This window comes from Streptomyces sp. Tek67B01, from assembly GCF_055231995.1.
The window spans coordinates 367,280-385,975 of the sequence record NZ_JBUYUY010000001.1; the positions used below are offsets into that span (position 1 = coordinate 367,280).

Sequence of the window (18,696 nt, forward strand, 5' to 3'; positions counted from 1 at the left end):
GTCAGCCGGGTCGGTGCCCACGCGGTCACAGCACGAGCGGCCCCCGCCCGGCGGCCGGGGGCCGGGCGGGCGCGTCGGACAGAGGCGGGGCTAGCCGTCGGCCTCAGTTGGGGATGGAGCAGTTGGGGTCGGGGGCGCGGCCCGCGGGCCAGGCGATGCCGTCGAAGACGGCCGTCTTGGTCGTCGGGTCGAGATGGACGATGGAGACGGCCTTGTTGTACGGGTTGCCGTAATGGTCGAGGCAGATCCAGCCGCTGGCGCCCTCGACCCGGTTGTTGCCGTGCAGCCGCAGCCAGCTGTCGGCGACCTCGGAGAGGGACGGCATCTTCACACCGCCCACGGCGTCGTTGCGGATGCCCGCGATGGCGGTGGAGACCGCGTCGTAGGTGATGATGACGCGGCCGTCGGAGAGGTTGGCGGGGCCGATCGAGTCGGGCTCCTTGGTGCCGAACTTCTGGACCAGGTCGGTCAGCTCCTTCAGCGCCGCCTTGGAGCCGCCGGTCGGCGTCGTGCTCCGCTCCCCCCAGGCTTCGGGGTGGGCCAGGCCCGGGTAGCGCAGGGTGATGCCGGCGCCGTTCGTGAGGGCGCCCCACTGGTCGGTGAACTTCTCGTCGACCGTCAGGGTCGAGGCGTGCGAGCCGCTGATGACGGTGTAGTGCTTGTTGCACTTGCGGTTGCCCAACTCGACGAGGAAGAGTCGCAGTTGTACCGGACGGCCGGCGAAGTAGAGGGTCTTCGCGTCGGAGGAGCAGATGTCCGGCACCATCTGGTGGAAGTCGTTGGCGAGGTTGCCCTCGTCGTTGAAGTCGGGCGGCGACCGGAAGGTCTCCGGGGCGTTGGGCGCGCCCTTGGCCAGCTTCTCGAAGGTCTGGCGCAGGCTGGCGAGGTAGTTGTCGCCCTCGCGGATGTCCTCGACCACCAGCGTCTCTGCGGGCTTTGTGTCCGACCCGTACGAGGCGAGGGCGTCGGCCTGGTCGGTGTTGCCGGGGGCGATCCGGGCCAGGCCCGGGTAGCGGTGCGGGTCGGCTGCGGTGTTCTTGATGTCGTCCGCGGTCATGGGGCCCGCGACGACCGGGATCCCCTTGTCCTTCGTGAGGTAGCGGACGGCCTCTTCCGTCTCGGTGATACTGATGTTGATGCCGGCGACGGCGCGCAGGTTCTCCTTCTTGTCGGCCGCGGCCCCCGCGAGCTGGTCGGCGACGGTACGCCACTCCTTGTACCCCCGGCCGGGGTTGGCGAGCACCAGCCGGATGGGCGGCTGCTTGCCGTTGGCCTGGTGGTTGGCGCGGTACTGGGCCAGATAGGCGCCCTGCACCTGCTCGACGTACTCCTGCTGCTCTGCCTGGGTGTCGGAGATCATGGGGATCATCAGGGCGATCGTGGCGGCCGACTTCCCGGCGACGCTGTCGTTCTCCGCCTTGATGCGACCGGTGACCTGCTTCAGCGACGGGGCGAATACGTAGCCGCCGTCGGTGACGCCGACGCACTCGTGCCGGGGGCCTCGCTTCGCCACGCCGGGGGCGCAGGCCGGGTCCTCGGCTAGCCACCGGTCGTAGGAGACGTAGCCGCCGGTTCCCAGGACGACGGCGACGACGGCGATCAGCAGGGCGCGGTTCAGCGGTCCGGCGGGCCAGAGTGTCATGGGCGGAGCTCTCCGTAGTTCGGCAGATCGGGTGCCTGGATCCAGCGGTTCAGCAACCGGGGCCACTCCTCGTAGGCCTGGTAGAAGACCTCTTGGGGGCCGACGGCGCTGTTTTGGGCCAGGGTGAGCAGTTGCAGCCGGACGGCGTTGACCTTCCTCGCGTCGGGGTGTGCGAGGGGGTGCGACTGCCGCCACAGGTTGAGGACGAGGAGCTGCACGGCTTGGCGCACGGGGTCGTTGTCGGCCGGGAGCCGGTCTTCCACGGGAGCTGCGGCCGGGACGGCCGGGTACTCCGGGGGATGCGGTGCGGCGCAGACCAGGTTGAGAGTGGCGAGCCACCCCGGCGCGTCCTGCTCGGCCAGGCCTCGGTGCAGGGCGCGCACGACGACGTCGGTGTCGCCGATCGCGAGCGAGTGGTGCAGGTAGCAGGCCTCGCGCGGGTCGGCGGCGTCCGGCGCGTACAGGAGGCGCAGCCGCCGGTGGCTGCCCCGCCAGTCGCCGTCCCCGGGCGCCGCGCCGGTGCGGGTGCGGAGGTCGTGTACGAGCAGCGCCCGCAGGGTGGGATCACCGACGAAGGGGCCGCCGGTCCCCGGCCAGGGGTGATGGCTCCAACATTCCTTCCGTAAGAGGTGCTTGGTCTCCGCCACTGGCACTCTGGGGGCCGCCGCCACGGTCTGTCCGTCAGCTCCGTGCGGCACGTGGTCGGCGTCGAGGGCGTGGGCTGCCGCGTCGTCCAGCGCCGGGGTGTAGGAGGCGAGGCGGGCCCGGGCGTGGGGGTCGGGGATCAGGAGCCGGAGCAGCCGTTCGTACACGGGCAGTGTCGGCCCGCCGTCGAGCGGCAGATCGAGCGGCAGATCGAGCAGCGCGCCGTGGTCGACGGGCTCATGGAGGCCGATCTTCTGCCGGACGGACAGCACCAGGGCGTGGGTTATCCCGGCGCGTCCAGCGCTGAGCCGGTGGATCACGTGGGCGGTGTCGGGCCCCGGCCGATCGTCGCCGAACATCTCCTTGACCTCGTCGAGGACGAGCTGTGCCATCGGCAGCCTCAGCACCCAACCGGCCGCCGTCTGCGGACGATCCTGCCGCCAGTACGGGCCCGCCGCACTCCTCGTCGACGGGGCGGTGCCCTCGCGGTCGGGCACGGGGGACTCCTGGGCGAGGGCCGCCGCGACGACACCGGGGTGCGTCCGCGTGGGCTCGTCGTGCCAGGCGCGGGTCAGCGCGTCCAGGACCGCCACACCCAGCGGGGTGTGGACGTTGTCCAAGAGCAGCAGCGGGCGCGGCACCCGGTTCTTCAGGCGCATCCAGGTGTAGTGGTCGGCCATGTCCTCCAGGAGGGCGGCCACCAAGTGGTGCTCCGCCCGCCGCCGGTCGCCCGCGTCGCCGCGGAAACACATGGCGAGATCGGTCAACTGGGCATGTCCGTCCCCCTGGGGCCCGACCCGACGGCCGGCCCACCACCCCAGGCCCTGCTTGTTGGCGCGCGGGCCGAGCAGTTCGGTGGTGACGATGTCGGTGAGCGGCCCCACGAGTTCGCTGACCCCGGGTCCCAGCCCCGCTGCGGCGGTGATGCCCTGGGTGACCTGTCCGATCCAGCCCGACACCCGCTGGTTGCGCGCCTGGAGGTCGGGCTGGCTCTCCCGTAACAGCCCCGCGAGGCGGCGACGGGCGGCCTGCAGCTCGGCGGGCTGGACGTCCTCGGACTGCCAGCTGGTGACCGCGAGCAGCCCCTGGGTGAGCCGGGGGAAGGACAACTTCCCGGCGAACTCGTTCGGCTTCCGGCTCAACCCGTCCATGAGGTAGAAGAGCAGGTCCGAGGTGCGTGAGGCGTTCGCCGTGGTCTCGTCGGCCAGGGAGGCGAGCCCCGATTGGCCGAAGTCCGCCGCGCCGAGGTCGGCGTACGCCTGCGGTACGCGCTGCGCGTACCGCTTCGAGAGCTCCTTCAGCAGCGCGGTCTTGCCGGTGAGTCGCCCACCGCCGCACTCGATCAGCAGCGGCCTCCCGCCCGGTATCCGCAGCCGGGCGGCCCCCTGCGATTCGAGCCCCACCAATGAAGGCACGACGGCATCGAGCACCGCCGCCCGTCCGTACAGCGTCAACGTGACCCCCCAGTCATGCGGCTCGGTGGTGCACCGCCGCCGCATTGAAAGGAGCGTAAGGGGGTGGCTACATGTCGCCACCGACATTCGACGAAGCCGCACCTCCCGGTTACGTTTTCGTGACCCACAGTGGGCGGAACACTCCTTTGGCCCCTTGTGTCGCCCCTCCGAGTGAACGATCACGGTTCGTGGGCGTGGAGATCCCACGGTTGACCAGTGGGCGCTGTTGGAGCCGTTGTCGCCGAAGGGCACGCGAGCGGGTCGGACGCTTGTGCGTTCCGCCGGTGGCAGCGGGGGGCACCCGACACCACGTTCACGCCTCCGGCATGCGACTCGGTCCGCGTTCGCGGCGTCGTCAGGAGCGCGCGAGCCGGGCCGTGAGATAGGGCGCGGTGGCGCTGCGGCGGCTCCTCGCCACCTTGGCCGGTGGGCCCGCCGCGACCACCCGCCCGCCCGCGTCGCCGCCGCCCGGCCCGAGGTCGATGACCCAGTCGGCGGTGGCGATCGTGTCCAGGTCGTGCTCGACGAGGACGACCGTGTTGCCGGCGTCGACCAGTCGGTGCAGTTGGCGCAGCAGCAGAGCGATGTCCGAGGGGTGCAGCCCCGCCGTCGGCTCGTCGAGCAGGTAGAGCGCGTGCCCGCGGCGGGCTCGCTGCAGTTCGGTGGCCAGTTTGATGCGTTGTGCCTCACCACCGCTGAGTTCCGTCGCGGGCTGTCCCAGTCGCAGGTACCCCAGTCCCACCTCGCGCAACGTCTCCAGACTGCGGGAGGCGGCCGGGACGGCGGACAGGAACGTGGCGGCGGCGTCGACGGACAGCGCCAGCACTTCCGCGATGTTCTTGCCGCGGTAGGCGACCTCCAGCGTTTCGGCGTTGTACCGGGCGCCCTGGCAGGTCGGGCACGGCGCGTAGGTGCCGGGCAGGAACAGCAGTTCCACCGCGACGAATCCTTCGCCCTGGCAGGTCTCGCACCGCCCTTCGGGCACGTTGAAGGAGAACCGCCCGGCCGAGTAGCCGCGCGCCCTGGCCTCGTCCGTCGCCGCGTACAGCTTGCGCACCGCGTCGAACATTCCCGTGTACGTGGCCAGGTTGGACCGGGGGGTTCGGCCGATGGGCCGTTGGTCGACCCGGACCAGCCGGTCGAACGACTCGACCCCCGACGCGCCTTGGACGTCGACCTCCAGCCGCGCCTCGTCGGGCTCCTCGGGTTCGAGTCCGAGGTGACCGCGGACGACCTCGGCGAGGACCTGCGTCACCAGCGTCGACTTCCCGGAACCGGACACGCCCGTCACCGCCGTCAGTACGCGGAGCGGTACGTCGACGGACACGTCGTGCAGATTGTGGCGGGAGACGCCGCGCAGGTGCAGCCGGCCGTGCGGCGTACGCGGACGGTGATCAAGCGGCTGGGCACGCCCGAACAGGTACTGGCTCGTGGCCGACTCCGCGACCCGCTCAAGACCGGCGACCGGGCCGCTGTACAGCACGCGTCCGCCGCCCTCGCCCGCGCCGGGGCCGATGTCGACCACCCAGTCCGCCCGCCGTACGACGTCCATGTCGTGCTCCACGACGAACAGCGAGTTGCCCGCCGCCTTGAGCCGGCCCAGCACGTCCAGCAGCGGTTCCGCGTCAGCCGGGTGCAGGCCCGCGGAGGGTTCGTCTAGGACGTAGACGACGCCGAACAACCCCGAGCGCAGCTGGGTGGCGATCCGCAGGCGTTGCGCCTCGCCGGGCGACAGGGTCGTGGAGCGGCGCCCGAGGCTGAGGTATCCGAGGCCCAGGTCGAGCAGTACGTCGACCCGCCCGACCAGATCGCCGCAGATGCGGACCGCTACCTCGGTCGTCTCCCCGGAGCGGGCGGTCGACGTGGTGGCGTCGGCCTTGGACCGCCCCGCGACGGGCCGCAGCAGCGCCACGACCCCCGTGAGCGGCATCGCGTTGATCTCGGCGATGGAACGTCCGGCGAAGGTCACGGCGAGCGCCTCGGGCCGCAGTCCGCTGCCGTGACACTCGGGGCAGGGCACACTCCTGACGAACCGGAGCGCCCGTTCGCGCATCTTCTCGCTCTTGGAGTCGGCGAGGACGTGCATGACGTGCTTGCGGGCGCTCCAGAACTTGCCCTGGTAGCCGTAGTCGACGCGGTCCTCCTCCGGCTCGATGTACACGGAGGGCTGCTCGTCCGTGTACAGCAGCCAGTCCCGGTCCTTCTTCCCGAGCCTGCGCCACGGTCGGTCGATGTCGATCCCCAGGCCGCTCACGACACTGCGCAGGTTGGCGCCCTGCCAGGCACCCGGCCAGGCGGCGATAGCCCCCTCGCGGATGCTCAGCGAGGGGTCCGGGACGAGCAGGTCCTCGGCGACGTCGTGCACGAGGCCCAGTCCGTGGCACTCCGGGCATGCGCCGGCCGCGGTGTTCGGTGAGAACGACTCGGCTTCCAGCCGTGCGGCCCGGGGCGGATAGGTGCCGGCGCGGGAGTACAGCATGCGCAGCAGATTGGACAGCGTGGTGATGGTGCCGACCGTCGAGCGCGAGCTGGGCGACCCACGTCGCTGCTGCAGGGCCACGGCGGGCGGCAGTCCGGTGATTTCCTGCACGTGCGGTGCGCCGACCTGTTGCAACAGCCTTCGGGCGTACGGTGCTACGGACTCGAAGTAGCGCCGCTGGGCTTCCGCGTAGAGCGTGCCGAACGCGAGCGAGGACTTGCCCGAGCCGGAGACACCGGTGAAGGCGACCATCGCGTCACGCGGAACGTCGACATCGATGTTCCGCAGGTTGTTCTCACTGGCGCCCCGGACATGCACGAAGGGGTCGCTCGGGTCCTTGTTCACCGTTCCTGATTACCTGATCGCGCCGGGAACCGCGCGACAGGCGCCGTCGCCGGGCCCCCGCTCACACGAGAAACCGGAGAGTCCCGGTACGAGCCGCTCCCGGGCACGCGAACGGGCGGGGCCGCAGCTGGGTTCGCCTGCCGATTACCGTCCTGGCGGCGGGTTGGGGCCCTCGCGTTCCCAACCGGGAGAGCGGATCTCCAGGCCGACGTCCGGGTTGCGTACTTCTTCGCCGCAGGTCCGGCAGGTCCAGGCCGCGTCCAGCAGGTGGTCGGGGTGGTCCGGCCGGTCCGCCGGGTGGTGGCGCAGTACCACCGGCGGCTCCGGGGACAGCCAGCGGTCGCCCCAGGCGAGCAGTGCCTGGGTCAGTGGGGCGAGGTCCCGGCCGGCGTCGGTGAGGTGGTACTCGTAGCGCGGCGGCCGCTCGCTGTAGGCGCGGCGCTCTATCACTCCAGCCTCTTCCAGTGCCCGCAGCCGGGCGGTGAGGCGGTCCCGCGGCGCGCCGGTGTTGGTGGCGATCCGGTCGAAGCGGTGGTTGCCGTAGAAGAGCTCGCGCACGGCGAGCAGCGCCCACTTCTCGCCGAGGACCTGTAGCGCGGCGGCGATCGAGCAGGGGCGGCCCGGCAGCGGCGCGGCCGCTTGGCGGTCGGTGGTGTGGTCGGTGGTGCGGTCGGCGGCGGGCTGGGTCACTCCACCAGCCTGCCATAGCGGGTTGCGTATTCAAACTCACTTCCGCTAGCTTCCCCGGCCATGAAGATAGTTGGAATATCAAACCCACCGACTGTGCCCGCCGACCGGCACCGGCCCCACCGCCGCGCAGCGTTCCTGGTGATCGCCGCCGCGGTCTTCGTCTCGAACCTCGATCTGTTCATCGTCAACGTCGCGCTTCCTGCGATGCAGCAGGATTTCCACGGCAGCAGCCTGGCCAGCCTGTCCTGGGTGCTGAACGGCTACGCCATCGTCTTCGCCGCGCTGCTCGTCGTCGCCGGACGGCTGGCCGACCGGATCGGCCACCGAAAGGTGTTCCTCGCCGGCCTGGCCGTCTTCACCACCGCCTCCGCGCTGTGCGCGCCGGCCCCCGCCGTCGGGTGGCTGGACGCCGCACGCGTGGTCCAGGCGGCGGGCGCGGCGGCGCTGATGCCGACCTCGCTGGCGTTGCTGCTGGACGCCACTCCCCCGGCCGAGCGCCCCCGCGCCATCCGGGCCTGGGCTTCCGTCGGCGGGATCGCCGCCGGGCTGGGACCGGTCCTCGGTGGACTGCTCGTCGAGGCCGACTGGCGCTGGGTGTTCCTCGCCAACGTCCCGGTCGGCATCGCCGCCCTCGCCGTGGGCGCACGCGTACTGCCCAGGCTGCGCGGTCGGGAGAACGGGCCGCTGCCCGACCTGTTCGGGGCGGCACTGCTCACCCTCGCCATCGCCGCCCTCGCCGTGTCCCTGGTCAAGGCCGACGCCTGGGGCTGGGGCTCGACCAGGGTGCTCGGCGGCCTGCTCGCCGCCCTCCTGTTGACCGGCGGTTTCCTGCACCGCTCGGCGTACCACCCGGCGCCCATCGTCGAACTGTCGCTGCTGCGAGTGCCCGGCTTCGCCTCGGCCAACACCGCCGCGCTGCTGTTCACCGCCGCCTTCGCCGGGATGCTGCTGACCTCGGCGCTGTGGTGCCAGCAGGTCTGGGGGTACTCGGCGCTGCGCACCGGACTCGCCATCTCGCCCGGGCCGCTGCTGGTCCCGCCGGTCGCGCTGGGTAGCGCCGCTCTGGTGCGCAGGTTCGGACCCGGACGGCTCGCCGCTCTCGGCACCCTGCTGTTCGCCGGCGGCGTCGGCTGGTGGGCCGCCGACATCGCGGTCCGCCCCGGTTACGCCACCGAACTGCTCCCCGGGATGCTGCTCACCGGCCTGGGCGTGGGGCTCGTACTGCCCACGCTGATCGGAGCCGCGGCGGCGGCGCTGCCGCCCGCGCGCCTCGCCACCGGATCCGCCGTCACCACGATGGCGCGACAGATCGGGGCCGTGGTAGGCGTCGCCCTGACGGTCAGTTTGATCGGCACCCCATACGGTCCCCAGGCCACGCTGGAGGGCTTCCGGCGCGGCTGGACGGCGATAGTCGTGGCGGCGCTGCTGGCCGGAGCGGCCGCCCTGGTACTCGGCGCAACCCAACGCAGGGCGACAGCAAGGTAGCCCTGGACCACGGGCGGCATTCCGCAAGCCGATGGGCACCGGCCGTGGCCGGTGCCCGCCCGGTCCGCCGCGCCAGGACAGTCGTACGCCGGGCGCGGGCTCAGCAGTCAGACCCGAGGCCAAGTGCCGGACCACAGCCCCGTGTCGCCGGCAGCGCCTGCACGCAGATCAAAGTCATTCGTCGCTGACAGCGGAAGGTTGCGGCGGTCCCCTGTGCTGCCGCAACCTACCGCCCGTCAATGGAACGTGGGTGTGGTCGTCAGCGACGACTGCCATACCCGCTGGAACATCAAGAATCCGCGCGGAAAACCGTGCCACGGACCCAACAGTGCCGCGCCGGGAGTCTGCAGCCTCCTGGCGAAGCCCGCGTATCAGCTCAGGCGGGTGTCGGCGTAGGCGACCATCGCGTCGCGCTGGTAGGCGGCCAGGCCCTCGGCGATCTTGTCGAAGTTCTCGCGGAACTGCGGGTCCTCGACGTACGTCCGACCCAACCCCTTGTACGCGGTCGCGTTCGGAGTCCAGAACCGGCACACGCCCCGGTAGTGGGCGTCGATCTCCGCCTGCACCGCGGGATCGGCCACCGGCGTGCCGGCCGCCATGAACTCCGCGACGCGGATCATCTGCGCCGTCACCTCACGCTGCCACTGCTCCATCTCCTCGGCGGACAGCGTCTCGATGACCTGCCGGGACTGCTCCCACGCCTGCGGCCACCGCTCGCGCGCCTCCTGCGACTGGCGTGTGCCGTCGAACCCCTCGAACAGGTTCTCCGGCCTGTTGATCTTCGTCATCTCGTCCTTGCCTCTCGCTTCCTCGAGCTCGGCGATGGTGCGGCCGACGGTGCGGGCCAGCGTGTCCAGGCGATCCCGTTCGGCCACGAGCCGAAGGTGGTGCGCCCGTAGGGCCTCCACCTGGTCGACCTGCTCGGCCAGTACCGCCCCGATCTCCACCAACCCCAGGCCCAGCTCCCGCATCACGAGGATCTGCTGCAATCGCAGCAACTCGTCTTCCCCGTAATAGCGGTAGCCGTTGCTCCCCACCCATGCCGGAGGCAACAGGCCCACCTCGTCGTAATGACGCAGCGTCCGCGACGTCACACCCGACATCCGGGCCACCTCCGCGATCGACCAGGCCATCACCGACTCCCATCCCGACCGGACCCTCCGGCCACACACGACCGTAGAAGTTGCCGCAACGGCAAAGTCAACCTCCCCAAACCGGCAAGGGGCATCGCATCGGCGTCTGCCTCCGCAGCAGGACGAAAGCCGCAGCCGCCCAGACCCGTCGCCGGGAGGCCCGAACGCGCATTCCCCGGCGTAGCTTCCCGGCTACAGCGCCTACTTGTGCGCCTCATACGCGGGCCGTGCGGGCGGGTACGCATGGCCCACCTCGCGGGGGCCGGCCTGAGGGGCGGGGATCGCTCTCCGGACCACTCCCTCGGGGCGCTGCGGGTTTATGGCCGCCCGTCTTCTTCGCCGCTGCTGTTTACCAGCCGCGCCGTCTTCAAGGGGTGCGGTCTGCTGTTGCTGCCGTACGGGACGGCCGGCAGATTCATGTATCACACCCGTTCGGCTTCACCGGCCGCCGGCCGGGCCCGCGGGGCATCGGCCATGTTCTCGCCACCCGCGGCTGCGGGCTCGACCACCGCCCAGCCCACCCGGCCGTCGGGAGCGGGAACCATGACGACTCCCGGATCGGCCCGGCCATCGTATGGGCCCGGAGCAAGAGCATGAGGGTGGTCACCCGCCCATCAGCCCCGTCACCAAGCCCGCAGGCCACTACACCAGAGTGCCGCCGCCCGAGCCGGCCATGTGGTCCCTGCGACGGAAGGCAGCCCGGTAAGCGTTCGGACGGTGGCCGGCGTGGCGGGCGAAGAGGGCGGCGAACGTGCCGGGGTCCTGGTAGCCGACCGCTGCGGCGACGGCGGCGACTGTGCGGTCGGTGGTCTCCAGGAGATGGCGGGCGCGGCGGACACGAGAGGCTTGCAGATGGGCCAGCGGGCTGCGTCCGGTCTCTTCGGCGAAGCGGCGCAGCAACGTGCGCGTGCTGACCCGGAAGGCGTCCGCGAGCGCGGCGAGGTCGTACCGTTCGGCGAGGTTCTGGTCGAGCCGCCTCATGACCCGCTGGGAGAACTCCCGTCCGGGCTGCGGGAGCAACTGGGCATCGACATAAGGGGTCTGGGAGACACGGGTGTCGTCGACGAGCGCCACCCGGGCGGTGGAGCGGGCCACTCCGGCGCCGCTGTGCCGACGGATCAGGTCCAGCGCGAAGTCGTACATGGCGCTGAAGGCGGCCGTGCTCGTCACTCCCGTATCGGTGATGACCAGGTGCTCCGGGCGCACGTCGGCACCGGGGCAGCGCCGGGCCAGTTCAGCGGCGTACAGCCAGGAGGTGGTGGCCCGGCGCCGGTCGAGCAGCCCCGCCTCGGCGAGCAGGAACGCACCGACGCAGAGGGAGACTACGGCGGTACCGGCGGAGGCCTGCGCGCGGATGGCAGCTATCTCGGGGGCGAGTCGGGCGAGTCGCTCATCGAGATCCGATACCCGTGGCAGTTCGAAACCGGGGACCACGAGGACGTCGACCACGCGCAGAGGACGCACGTCCAGGCTGACGCCGCCCGAAGCGACCACGCGGCGGCGGGGCGAGAGAACAGCCACCTGATAGCCGGGGGCGTCAGGGCCCGCTATGTGCCGGGCCATCGTCAGCAGGTCGGGGATGCCGAAGATTTCGGACGCGAAACAGCCCGGGTATGCCAGTACCCCGATCCGTAACACACCCGGACCGTTGTCCGGACGTTCACCGTCCTTTGCCTGTCGCCCGGTCTCCCCCATTGCTGGTACTCCCCTGATCTCCGCCGGCATTGGGAGGCTGACCTTATCGCCCGTTCCCCTGCGAGCTGCGAGCTGCTTCGCTGTCGACGGCAAGCCCGCACAGGCCGGTAAGGCCGCAGTGGCGACCACGGGCACCCACTCCGTTTCGGTCCGGCCGAACCCGGCCGCGGTGAGCTTTTCCGATGCCGCGCGGGCGGTGCGGCCCACGGTGACGGTGCCATCAACTCCCGTTCCCGGCAGGGGTGACGTCCGGTGACTTCAACGGCGACCGCCGCGACGACGTGATCGCCGTCGCCTACGAAGGATCCCTTTTCCGCTACAGCGGCAAGGCCAAGGGCGGCCTCTGGAACAACCAGCGGCGCTTCAACTTAAACAAGGGCAACGGCCAGGGCACGACCGCCCTCGGCGAGAACGCCTGGCCCGCCAACCCGTAACCCGTAACCCGTGACACTGCCGCGGGCCGCTCTCGAGCGCGTAGGTGGCCGGGACGACCGGTCTTCACCGCGCTGGGCGATGGGCGTCAGCGCGGATAGCGCACAACCAGCAGTGCCTCGACGTCTTCCGACGGCGCCTGATACACGTGTGGGACGTCGGCGGCCCAGCCGGCGTGCATGCCGGGGCCGATCAAGGCCGGGGCGGAGAGGACGCCGACGCGTGCGGTGCCGGTGAACACGATGATGTGTTCGGTCGTGCCGGGGCCATGGGCGGCGGACTGCTGCGTCATTCCGCCACGGATGCGTACCCGGTAGGTTTCCGTCAGCGCGGCCGCGTCCTCGAACCGTTCGGTGAGGACCGCGTCCACAGCGCCGCCGGAAATCTCGACCGGGTGCGTAGGGTCGTGCAGCGCGGTACTGAGGGGAACTCCGAGCGCTGTCGTCAGGGCGTAGAGCGTCTCCAACGTGGGGTTGCGCCGACCGCCCTCCAGCTCGGAGAGCGTGCCCTTGCCGATTCCGGCTCGGCGCGCCAACTCGGACAGCGACATGTCGCGTGCCTCGCGCAACTCCCGCAAACGCGCGCCGACACGAACGGCCAGACCCATGGTGTCGTGCCCCTTCTCTTTCGCGGGGACCCGGTTGCTCCGGGCCCCCGGCACCGCCTATCGTTCCACAAACAGAACGTTCCGTATACGGAACGACTTTCAGACCCTTCGTGAAGGAGCCACATGACGCCCCAGGAAGACACGGCGGCCCTGCCCGCCCGCAGTCAACAGGTGGCCCGCCTCCTCACGGCGGCCGGCGTCACCGGCCGGGTGCGGGAGCTCACCGAGTCGACGCGTACCGCCGCCGAGGCCGCCGCCGCCCTGGGATGCGAGGTGGGCGCGATCGCCAACAGCCTCGTGTTCATCTCCGATGACGTGCCCGTCCTGGTGCTGACCAGTGGTCGGCACCGGGTGGACACCGAGGCACTCGCCGCCCGGTGGGGACGCGGCACGCTCCGGCGGGCCACCCCGGAGCAGGTACGCGAGGCCACAGGGCAGGCCATCGGAGGCGTGGCCCCTGTCGGCCACCCCCGCACCCTTCCCGCCGTGGTCGACGAAGCCCTGGCCGACTACCCCCGGGTCTGGGCCGCCGCCGGAACTCCCCGTACGGTCTTCCCCACCACAGTCGGAGAACTCCTCCGGGTCACGGGGGGCCTACTGCTGCCCGTCGGCCCGTGACCGGCGACTCGTCCGGGGCTCGACCCGCCCAGCGCGCTTCACGGCGATTGATACCCTCCCCGTCATGATCGACACGGGGGAAGAGGTACGAACTCGGCCGGAGAACCGCGCCGCCGTAATCAGCTCGGGCGCCGCTCTGGCGGCGGGCATCGTGGCGAGCGGCTCCATGTGGGCGACGGCGGTGAGCTTCTACATGCCTGCGACGATCGGTTGGTTCGTGTTCGTGGAGGTGGCCGCCCTGACCGCGATCATCTCGGGCCATGTTGCCCGTCGGCGAGCCAAGCGCCTTGGGTTGCCCGGCCGGTGGTCGGCGCTCGCCTCGATCGTGGCCGGGTGGGTGTGCGCGCTGTACGCGGGCGTCGTCATGGTGGTGGCCGTCGGGGTGTTCGCCGGCCTCGCCATGCTCTTCGGAGCCATGCAATGAGCATTCCGCCGGTGCGGAGTCGGGGAGGAGACCGAGGTGTTCGGCAAGAAGAAGGTTCACCCGCCGGTCGTCGCGTAGTCCGCAACAGGGGCTCGACCACCGCCCAGCCCGGTCGGTCGTGTGGCGGCCGCCGCGTCGTCACGACCGCCACCGAGAAGCCGCGAGGGCCCCGGGCCGGTAGAATTGGTACATCAGGCCCGCAGCGTCCAGCCGCCGAGTACGCCGCTCGATCGGTGGTCCGCGAGACCAGTGGACAGATCCTGTCGTCGCGCCGGAAACAGGCAGTCCCCCTCGCCAATGGAGGAGTTGACGCCATGAGCAACGTCGTGACCCGGGCAACGACCATCGCGGCCGCAGCCCTCCTGGCAACCGCCGGCGCCTCGGTCGGCGCCACCCAGGCATCAGCCCTGCCCAGTACCCCTACCTGCCATGTAGCCGACCTGAACCTGACGGTCGGCGAGCCGGAAGGCGCTGCGGGGTCTCTCTATTACCCGATCCTATTCACCAACACCTCAACCCGCACCTGTACATTGCGCGGATACCCCGGCGTCAGCGTCGTGGACGTCCGGCATCATCAGATCGGCACCTCGGCGATCCGCACCGGCGAGCCGGTGAACACGGTGTCCGTCTTCCCGGGCGAGACCGTGACCGCAGTCTTCCGCACCAACAGCCAGGGCGTGGTGCCGAGCTGCCGGCCGATGTCGACCTACGTCAAGGTCTACCCGCCGAACAGCTTCCAGGCCGTGCAGATCCCCTCCCACCTGCGGCTATGCGGGGCCTTCGAGATCAGCCCGGTGCACGCCTCGGAATGACCACCGAGGAGAACCCGCGTCCGGACTTCCCGAGTGCAGGTGGATTCCGGTTCTCCGGAGCGGGCCTGGCTGTCCTCGGTCTCCGCGCACGAAGCGGTGACAACTGCCGCGACCGCGCCCAGGCATCCGTCGACCGCATCGAGGCCGCACTCGCCCACCCGGCCCAGCTGGCGCCTGTTCGCGGCCGGGGGGAGCTTGCCGACTTGCTCCTCCCCGAGGGACAACGGCCCGCGCGCTCCGGACGAACTCCCAGAGCGCGCGGGCCTCTGCGGCCATCCCATCAGACTTGTCACCACACTGTGACGAGGACATCGAGGTTCATGCTCATGGGCCGTGAACCCGCGCGCGTCCCACGCTTGGTCCCCCGGCATCGCGACCTAAGGTGGCGCCGTGAGCGGTCATCAGAGAGTGCGGGACGATGAAGGCAGCGCGGCCAGGCTCCTCGCGCTGTCGGACGGCGTCTTCGCCATTGCCATGACGCTGTTGGCATTGGACATCTCGCTACCCGCCGGCCTGGATCCCCCGGGGTTCGATCGGGCGCTGGAGGAGTTGGTTCCCAACCTCTGGGCCTACGCCCTCAGCTTTTTGGTCATCGCCGCGTTCTGGCGGGGACACCACCAGATCTTCCGGTACACACGGGAGGTCGACGGGACGGTCATCAGACTCGCACTGCTGGGCCTGGGGCTCATCGCCTTGATGCCCTTCCCCACCACCCTGCTTGCCGAATACGGGGACCTGCCGCCGCCGGTCGCCATCTATTCAGCCGCCGTTGCCGCCATGGGGGCCACGCAACTCGTGTTGACGGTAGTCCTGTGGAAGCGCCCATGGCTGGCCCGTGCCGCGCTGCCCGACCCCGTGGCGTGCAACGACGTGGCCGATCTGGCGTCGACGGTCCTGGTCTTCGCCGTCGCCGTGCCGCTCGCCTTCGTTTCCCCGATGGGTGCGAAGCTGTGGTGGGCGGTGCTGATCCCGATGAAGGTGGTGACTGGGATGCGCGCCAAGCGTCTGCGTACGGCCGCCCGACGACCGGAGGCAGCCGAGTAGGACTCCGGTACCAGCGGCGCCTTCGGGCGAACGGCGGGAGATCGTACCTCCAGCCCTACCTGTCACACCAAGCTGGTCACTCAGGCAACCGACCGCCATTCTGAGCCTTCGGATGTACATCGCCGGGTGTACTGCCCGCGCGTGCACCCGCCGCAGCGGACGCCGCGACGTTGGATGAGCGCTTCGAGCTGTAGTCGGACCCGCCGCCCGGCCTGAACCGGGCAGGCGGTGCCCCGGCCGGGGCAGGGAGGGAAGGCCGACGGCGAACGGTGGCTGCATGTCCGGCAGACATCGCAGGCCTCCGATGCCGAAGCGGTCCGACGTTAAACGGCAAGGTGAGGGCGGCGGAGTCGGACAGGGCGGTCCCGGCGATCATCGACAGCACCCCGGGAGAAACAACACGAGCTCAGCCGGTACGCCCTCGCCGATCTGATCCTCAGCAGGCGCGGACCGGCGAGGCGAGGCGACTACGCCGACCCCCGTGGCGGAACCTGCAATCGTGCGCACGCCCGCGAAACTGCGACTTGGTTGCGACATTGAGGGTTTGTGGTTCTGACGTCCTTTGACCCGGGACGGCTGGCGCATGATCTGTACGCCGCCGCGAGCCGGCATGCGGCAGCCGGCCAGGTGGGGGCGGGGATCTCCCGCGTACTCGCCCCCCTCCCGTGTTGCCGGAAGACGTCCTGCGGCTGCGGAGTCGTCCGCGGACCCGCCCCGCTCCCCCGGCCGACGCCGGCTCGGCAAAGGGGCGGAAACAGGCCGCGCGCTGACCTCCCGCGTAGCGACCGCGGGCAGCACCCGTGCCGATCCGACCCGCGGGGTCGCTGTAACCGGCGCCCTTCGGTGGACCCCGAAACGGCCCACACCACGCCTGCGGCCGGGGGATGCCGCGCCTCGCACTGACGCCGGTGAGTGTCGGATCAGGATGGAGGCTGCACGGGGCTCGGTGCGCCCCAGACCCCAACCGGCCCGGGTCCCGGGGAAAACGCGCCGGCCGGCCCCTTCCACCGCCGGCGCGACGGCTGGTCACAAGCACCTGCCACGTCCCGTAGAGTAGGGATCACCGACGCGGGGTGGAGCAGCTCGGTAGCTCGCTGGGCTCATAACCCAGAGGTCGCAGGTTCAAATCCTGTCCCCGCTACAAAAGAGACCGGCCTCCTCGACGCACACGCGTCGAGGAGGCCGGTCGCGTTTACGCGGCACCCGTATGCGTCGTGCATGGCGTCGGCGGTGCGGGCCGGGTTTCCTGCCGGTAGATCGCCGCCGGCTCCGTGGTGCCGAGCCGGCCCCGCGCCCGCGGGCCAGGCGGCCTCTGCGCAAACGACGGTGGTCGCCGGGCCAACTGGTCGCGGGGACCCGGGCACGTCCTGACCGCCGCCCGTCGAGCAGGGCCAGAAGCTTCTGGCGATCGTGATCACTGCTGGACCCCGTGGTGCTTGCCCGAAGTTCGAGCGATCAAGGCCACCATCCCAGTCCCTGCGGGCCGGGTCCGCAACAGGACTCAACGGCCTCAAGCGTCACCGTGCGGTCGCCCCCCAGCTGCGGCAACTATGCCGTCCGCTACGAAGCAATCGTGCTGGTCGCAGCCATCAACGAGTGGCTGTGAGCAGCACCCGCAGAACATGCCCTAGCAGCTCGGCCGAGCTGCATCGCCACACGAACCGGCCGATGTCGCCATCACTGTCGCCGGAGTCCGCTTCGACTGGCTCGTACTCGGACCGGCCGCTCACCCTCACGGCGACCGTCCTCCGACGAGACTCGAAGTCTCACCCGCTCCCGGCTGACCACCTGGACCAGACAGGCTGCGGGCGGGTATTGAACCGGCCGGCAAGCACGACGGGCGAGTGCAGGTCGGTCATATGCAAAGGTGCCGGTCAGCTCTTGGCGCCCCGAGGTCTTGAGCCACCCGCTTTCCCTGCGTCGGACTGATGTTCCACGGCGTCCATCAGGGGCCGCGGGAAGAATTCCTCGGCGGGGTGCGCTGAGGAACGTATGACACGTGGACACGACATCACCATCGACCAGGGCACCGAGCACGTGCGCGTCGTGAAGGACGGGCAGGTGCTGGCCGAAAGTGGGCGACCTTTGGTGCTGCGCGAGACGGGTTGCCCCCCGCGGTACTACCTGCCGCCCGAGGACGTGCGCACCGACCTGCTGACCCCCTCCGACACCAGTACCCACTGTCCGTTCAAGGGGGACGCCAGCTACTGGTCCGTACCTGGCGCCCCCGACCTCGTCTGGGCGTATGCGGACCCCAAGCCGGACGTCGCCGCGATCAAGGACCACCTCTGCTTCTACGACACCGAGATCGTCTGAACCCGCCCGCGGTGATGCGACCTGTCGCACGGGCTCGACGGGGCCGTAGGATGCCGGCCATGGACACCTCAGGGGTCGGGGCGCCCTGCGGGCTCTGCGGGCAGGTGACGCGCGCCCAGCATGAGCAACACCACGAGGAATCGGTGGGCAGCGCGGGCAGGCGTGTGGAGTACGTGGTGATCGAAGTGCGGGGCGCGTGTGCCCACTATCAGGCTGCCGATACCCACTCTCGGACCCGCAAGACCGGTGCCGTCGGACTGGCGGAGGCACTAGGGATCGGCCTCGCAGATCTCCCCGGCCGCCGTTACACCTGCTGGGAGACGCCTGCGGAGTACGGTGTCATCCGGAGTGGCTTCGAGCTGTCCTGACGCGCACCCGCACCGGACTATTGCCCGTGGAACATGGATCGGCTGCTGACCGCCGGAGAGGACGGCAACCTGGAGGGGAGCGCCGCTGCTGCCGGCGGACACCGGGGAGCGGTTGTCTTGGCGGCGTCCGATGCCGGCCCGGGGCGGCCGGCGTCTGAGTACCCGCACTCATGCCGTCGACCTATCGCCGGGCAAGAATGTGCGGGTCCCTGACCGACCTCGATTCACCGGAGCCCGTGATGCGTCCGAGGCACCCGGCTCGGGCGGTGCCCGAGTATCCATACGGTCCGACGGCGCCCGGGCGACGTCGCCCACACGGCGGGTGGTACGCCGCGCCGGCCGTTATGGCACTCGGTGCGCTGCTGCTGTCTCTCTACGGCGTCCTGTGGGGCCTGCTCGCGAAGGTGGGGAAGCACGTCGTGTGAGCCTCGACCACAAGCTGCGCCGCGTCCCCCTACGAGGCGGGCCACACCGCTCCCGAGTGGCCCCGCTGGCCGTTCATCACGG

16 protein-coding genes and 1 tRNA gene are annotated in these 18,696 nt (G+C 70.7%); 9 read left to right on the forward strand and 8 right to left on the reverse strand.

Translation table 11 applies throughout. The annotated features are described in order from the left end of the window. Window positions 1-103 precede the first annotated feature (103 nt). The 4 genes from ACV7NM_RS01745 to ACV7NM_RS01760 all read right to left on the reverse strand — a co-directional run bounded on the left by ACV7NM_RS01745 (window position 104) and on the right by ACV7NM_RS01760 (window position 7,255). Window positions 104-1,642, reverse strand: a complete 1,539-nt coding sequence (locus tag ACV7NM_RS01745; RefSeq protein ID WP_463408524.1) for an ABC transporter substrate-binding protein — start codon at window positions 1,640-1,642, stop codon at window positions 104-106. Beyond that, on the reverse strand, window positions 1,639-3,702 hold the full coding sequence (locus ACV7NM_RS01750; protein WP_463408525.1) for a hypothetical protein: 2,064 nt from the start codon (window positions 3,700-3,702) through the stop codon (window positions 1,639-1,641). Before ACV7NM_RS01750 ends, ACV7NM_RS01745 begins: the two co-directional genes overlap by 4 nt. Window positions 3,703-4,096: 394 nt before the next feature. Next, window positions 4,097-6,565 carry an excinuclease ABC subunit UvrA gene (uvrA, locus tag ACV7NM_RS01755; RefSeq protein WP_463408526.1) on the reverse strand — a complete coding sequence of 823 codons (2,469 nt, stop codon included), beginning with the start codon at window positions 6,563-6,565 and terminating at the stop codon, window positions 4,097-4,099. A 144-nt stretch (window positions 6,566-6,709) separates the two neighbouring features. Continuing rightward, window positions 6,710-7,255: a winged helix-turn-helix transcriptional regulator gene (locus ACV7NM_RS01760; protein WP_463408527.1), complete on the reverse strand. Its 546-nt coding sequence runs from the start codon at window positions 7,253-7,255 to the stop codon at window positions 6,710-6,712. Between the two features lie 93 nt (window positions 7,256-7,348). On the opposite strand from ACV7NM_RS01760, the gene ACV7NM_RS01765 reads away from it, so the two are divergent. After that, window positions 7,349-8,740 (forward strand): MFS transporter, encoded by a 1,392-nt coding sequence (locus ACV7NM_RS01765; protein ID WP_463408528.1) that lies wholly within the window; start codon window positions 7,349-7,351, stop codon window positions 8,738-8,740. 371 nt (window positions 8,741-9,111) lie between these two features. On the opposite strand, the gene ACV7NM_RS01770 is transcribed toward ACV7NM_RS01765, so the two are convergent. The 3 genes from ACV7NM_RS01770 to ACV7NM_RS01780 all read right to left on the reverse strand — a co-directional run bounded on the left by ACV7NM_RS01770 (window position 9,112) and on the right by ACV7NM_RS01780 (window position 11,511). Further along, window positions 9,112-9,873 carry a MerR family transcriptional regulator gene (locus ACV7NM_RS01770; RefSeq protein WP_463408529.1) on the reverse strand — a complete coding sequence of 254 codons (762 nt, stop codon included), beginning with the start codon at window positions 9,871-9,873 and terminating at the stop codon, window positions 9,112-9,114. 422 nt (window positions 9,874-10,295) lie between these two features. Beyond that, complete coding sequence (locus ACV7NM_RS01775) at window positions 10,296-10,418, reverse strand: hypothetical protein (protein WP_463408530.1); 123 nt, start codon at window positions 10,416-10,418, stop codon at window positions 10,296-10,298. Window positions 10,419-10,515: 97 nt separating this feature from the next. After that, the gene (locus ACV7NM_RS01780) at window positions 10,516-11,511 is read right to left on the reverse strand and encodes a GlxA family transcriptional regulator (RefSeq protein ID WP_463408531.1); all 996 of its coding nucleotides are present in this window, start codon (window positions 11,509-11,511) and stop codon (window positions 10,516-10,518) included. 299 nt (window positions 11,512-11,810) lie between these two features. Between ACV7NM_RS01780 and ACV7NM_RS01785 the strand changes: the two genes are divergently transcribed. After that, window positions 11,811-12,002 carry a hypothetical protein gene (locus ACV7NM_RS01785; RefSeq protein ID WP_463408532.1) on the forward strand — a complete coding sequence of 64 codons (192 nt, stop codon included), beginning with the start codon at window positions 11,811-11,813 and terminating at the stop codon, window positions 12,000-12,002. 86 nt (window positions 12,003-12,088) lie between these two features. Here the strand turns inward: ACV7NM_RS01785 and ACV7NM_RS01790 are convergent, their stop codons facing one another. Further along, window positions 12,089-12,607 (reverse strand): helix-turn-helix domain-containing protein, encoded by a 519-nt coding sequence (locus ACV7NM_RS01790; protein WP_463408533.1) that lies wholly within the window; start codon window positions 12,605-12,607, stop codon window positions 12,089-12,091. A 123-nt stretch (window positions 12,608-12,730) separates the two neighbouring features. Between ACV7NM_RS01790 and ACV7NM_RS01795 the strand changes: the two genes are divergently transcribed. The 7 genes from ACV7NM_RS01795 (at window position 12,731) to ACV7NM_RS01825 (ending at window position 18,189) form a co-directional block, all read left to right on the forward strand. Next, a complete protein-coding gene (locus ACV7NM_RS01795) occupies window positions 12,731-13,225 on the forward strand; it encodes a YbaK/EbsC family protein (protein ID WP_463408534.1) in 495 nt (164 codons plus the stop codon). Window positions 13,226-13,289: 64 nt separating this feature from the next. After that, window positions 13,290-13,649 carry a DUF4190 domain-containing protein gene (locus ACV7NM_RS01800; RefSeq protein ID WP_463408535.1) on the forward strand — a complete coding sequence of 120 codons (360 nt, stop codon included), beginning with the start codon at window positions 13,290-13,292 and terminating at the stop codon, window positions 13,647-13,649. 314 nt (window positions 13,650-13,963) lie between these two features. Further along, the gene (locus ACV7NM_RS01805; RefSeq protein WP_463408536.1) at window positions 13,964-14,461 is read left to right on the forward strand and encodes a DUF4232 domain-containing protein; all 498 of its coding nucleotides are present in this window, start codon (window positions 13,964-13,966) and stop codon (window positions 14,459-14,461) included. Between the two features lie 390 nt (window positions 14,462-14,851). Further along, window positions 14,852-15,505 carry a TMEM175 family protein gene (locus ACV7NM_RS01810; protein WP_463408537.1) on the forward strand — a complete coding sequence of 218 codons (654 nt, stop codon included), beginning with the start codon at window positions 14,852-14,854 and terminating at the stop codon, window positions 15,503-15,505. 1,067 nt (window positions 15,506-16,572) lie between these two features. Further along, a tRNA-Met gene (locus ACV7NM_RS01815) sits at window positions 16,573-16,646 on the forward strand. An 851-nt stretch (window positions 16,647-17,497) separates the two neighbouring features. Beyond that, complete coding sequence (locus ACV7NM_RS01820; RefSeq protein ID WP_463408538.1) at window positions 17,498-17,821, forward strand: DUF427 domain-containing protein; 324 nt, start codon at window positions 17,498-17,500, stop codon at window positions 17,819-17,821. A gap of 59 nt (window positions 17,822-17,880) precedes the next feature. After that, window positions 17,881-18,189: a hypothetical protein gene (locus tag ACV7NM_RS01825; protein WP_463408539.1), complete on the forward strand. Its 309-nt coding sequence runs from the start codon at window positions 17,881-17,883 to the stop codon at window positions 18,187-18,189. Window positions 18,190-18,696 lie beyond the last annotated feature (507 nt).